General features: G+C 58.9%; 2 protein-coding genes. Both read left to right on the top strand.

What is annotated here, in order from left to right; all coding sequences use genetic code 11:
• Positions 1-935: efflux RND transporter periplasmic adaptor subunit (locus RTY00_RS21895; RefSeq protein ID WP_312666213.1), on the top strand; the 935-nt coding region annotated here is incomplete at its 5' end.
• Positions 935-3604, top strand: a 2670-nt coding sequence (locus RTY00_RS21890; RefSeq protein ID WP_312666211.1) for an efflux RND transporter permease subunit, incomplete at its 3' end; no start/stop codon positions are given. The genes RTY00_RS21895 and RTY00_RS21890, both read left to right, overlap by 1 nt.

Below are 3604 nucleotides of genomic sequence, written 5' to 3'. Positions count from 1 at the left end.
GTATTTCAGCGGGCGATTACACCGAACTGGCCTTTAAGCGTACCGGCCGACTGGCGCAGTTGCAGGTGCGTGAAGGCAGTCATGTTAAGGCTGGCGAGGTGATTGGACGACTGATCGATACCGATGCGCAATTGCGGGTAAACGATCAGCAGAACAGATTCCTGCTGGCGGATCGTCAGTATCAACGCTTCAGCGCGCTGGCCACGCGCAGTGCGGTTTCGCAGGCAGATATGGATGTGCAAAAGGCGAACCGCGACTCCGCCGCCGTGGCGCTCAACATCGCCAAAGAGGAGCTGGATTATCACACCTTGCGCGCACCCTTTGACGGCATCGTCACCAGCGTAGCATCGCAAAATCATCAGGTGGTTGCCGCCGGACAAATGGTGGCGGTGATCAGCCGCAACGATGTGCTGGATGTGATTTTCAGCGTGCCGGAAAACCTGTTCACCAGCCTCGACGTGCATAACCTGAGTTATAAGCCAGAGATCAGCCTGAATGCGCTGCCGGGCCGGACGTTTCGCGCAGCATATAAAGAGCATCGCGCAGAAGCTGATGCCGCCACGCTAACCTGGCAAGTGGTGCTGACCATGCCGCGTCCGACGGATTTACCGCAGGTCAGCGGCTTGAGCGGTACGGTGAAAGTGCAAATGCATAATCTGCCCACTTCCAATGGCACGCCGCTGCTGCGCGTACCCGCCAACGCGGTGTTTAACCCGAATCATAGCCTGCCGAATCAGCCTTACGTGTGGCTGGTGAGCGGTGAAGGCGATGTGCTTAACGTCCAGCAGCAGCCGGTGGTGGTGGGAAAACTCAATGCGCAGGGCATCGAAATTCTCTCCGGCTTAAAAGTGGGCGATCGCATTGTGGTCGCGGGCGTCAGCGATCTGCGTGATGGTCAGGCGGTGCGCCTGTGGACACGCGAGCGAGGTCTGTGATGCGCCTGCTGGAACAGTTTCTCAAATACCCGATTCGCAGCTGGCTGGTGATCCTGCTGCTCGGCGTGGGCGGCATTTTTGCGCTGCTCAATATTGGCCGACTAGAAGACCCGCTTTTCACCATCAAATCGGCGGTGATCGTGACGCACTATCCCGGCGCATCGGCGCAGCAGGTGGAAGAGGAAGTCACGCTGCCGCTGGAGAACGCCTTGCAGCGCTTGCCGTCGCTCGACAACGTCAGTTCGATCTCCAGCAACGGTTTGTCGCAGATCACCGTTACGATTCACAGCCACTATCGCGCCGACGATTTGCCACAGGTGTGGGATGAACTGCGTCGCCGCGTTGACGATGCCACGCGCCAGTTTCCTCCCGGCGTCAGCGCACCGCTGGTAAATGACGACTTTGGCGATGTGTACGGCTACTTCTTTACCCTGTCGGGCGAGCACTTCACCAACAGCGAGCTGCGGACTTACGCCGATCAGCTGCGGCGTGAGCTGAATCTGGTGCCCGGCGTGGCGAAAGTGGCGATTGCCGGCATCGAGCAGGAGCAGGTGAATATCACGCTCTCCAGCCAGAAGATGGCGGCGCTGGGTGTGACGCCGCAGCGCCTGGCCGCGTTGCTCAATAGCGTTAATGCCGTTTCCGATGCAGGCCAGATTCGCCTCGGCAATGAAGCCATCCGCTTCCATCCCACCGGCGAATTCCAGTCGCTGGACGAGATCGGCGCGCTGCCGATCTCTGCGCCCGGCAGCAGCCAGCAAGTGTTGCTACGCGATATCGCCACACTCAGCTATGGCGTGACCGATCAGCCGGGAAATCTCTATCACGCTAACGGCAACGCCGCGCTGGCGATGGGCGTTTCCTTTGCGCCTGGCGTCAACGTCATCGACGTTGGCGATGCGTTAAGTGCCAAAATCCAACAGCATCAGCAGGCCAAACCGCTCGGCATCGATCTTAACGTGTTTTATAACCAGGCGCAGGAAGTGAAGCAGTCAGTGGATGGCTTCATCAATAACTTCCTGATGGCGTTGGCGATTGTGGTGGGAACGCTGCTGCTGTTTATGGGCGTACGCAGCGGCATGGTGATCGCCGCCTCGCTGGCGCTCAATGTGCTGGGCACGCTGCTGATCATGTATCTGTTTAAGCTTGAGCTGCAGCGCGTGTCGCTGGGTGCGCTGATTATCTCCCTCAGCATGCTGGTGGATAACGCCATCGTGGTGGTGGAAGGCATCAAGGTCGATCGCCAGCGCGGCAAGCCGTTGCAACAGGCGATGATGCAGATGGTGAAACGCAGCGCGCTGCCGCTGCTCGGCGCTACGGTGATCGCCATCATTGCCTTCGCGCCGATAGGGTTATCACAGGATTCCACCGGCGAATACTGTAAATCGCTGTTCCAGGTGCTGCTAATTTCTCTGCTGCTCAGTTGGATCACCGCGCTGACGTTGACGCCGGTATTCGTGCAGTGGATGGATGGTCGGCAGGTTGTCAGCAAAGAAACCGCGCAGCCTTATCAGGGCGTGGTGTTCCGCCTGTATCGCCGTATGCTCACCACGCTGCTGCGCTTCCGCATCACGACCTTGCTGTTGATGGCCGCGTGTCTGGCAACCTCGATCTATGGCTTTGGCTACGTGAAGCAGAACTTCTTCCCTGCTTCCAATACGCCGATTTTCTTCACCGATCTGTGGCTGCCGTATGGCACCGATATCCATTACACCGCGCAAACCGCGCGTGAGATTGAAGGCTGGATCAACCAGCAGCCGGGCGTCACCAGCACCGTGACGACCATTGGTCAGGGCGCGATGCGGTTTACGCTGACCTACGATGCGACACGTCAGTACAGCAATTACGGGCAGATTATGGTGCGCGTGCAGGACGCGAAGCAGCTGGAAACGCTGGCGCAGCAGACAGAACAGTACATCCACGATCATTTCCCGCAGGTGACGGAGCGCATCAAACGCATCAATTTCGGCAGTGCCAGCGACAGCGCCATTGCGCTGCGCGTAACTGGCCCCGATCCCATTACGCTGCGCCAGATTGCCAGCCAGATAGATGACATTTTCCTCGCCGAAGGCAGCGCGTTTCCGCCGCGTAATGACTGGCAGGCGCGCAGTAAAGTGATCCGTCCGCAGTATTCGCCTCTGCGCGGTCAGGAGCTGGGCGTGGACAAGCGTGATATCGACCGGGCGCTGCGTATCAACTTCAGTGGCGATAGCGTCGGCCTGCTGCGCGAAGGCTCGCGGTTGATGCCGATCATGCTGCAAACCGCCGAGCAGGAGCGGCAGAATATCGATCATCTTGGCAATGTTCAGGTGTGGAGTCAGGCGCAGCAGCGCTATGTACCGCTGGCCAATCTGGTGAGTGATTTCCAGCTGGAATGGGAAGACCCGCTGATTATGCGCCGCGATCGCATGCGTGTATTGACGGTGCAAACCGATCCCGATCCTGCCAGCGGCCGCACCGCTGCAGAGATTGTGGCGCGGGTGCAGCCGGCCATCGATCAGCTGAAGTTGCCCGCCGGATACCATCTGGAATGGGGCGGTGACCTGGAGAGTTCTCGTGATGCCCAAAGCGGTCTGCTTGGCTCGCTGCCATTGGGTTTCCTCGCGATGTTTATCATTACCGTGCTGATGTTTAACTCGCTGCGCGATGCGCTGGCGATCTGGATTACC

The organism is Pantoea sp. CTOTU49201, assembly GCF_032054795.1.
GTDB classification, from domain to species: Bacteria; Pseudomonadota; Gammaproteobacteria; order Enterobacterales; family Enterobacteriaceae; genus Pantoea; species Pantoea symbiotica.
The sequence above is the reverse complement of the archived record's forward strand: the minus strand, read 5'-3'. Positions and strand labels throughout refer to the sequence as shown.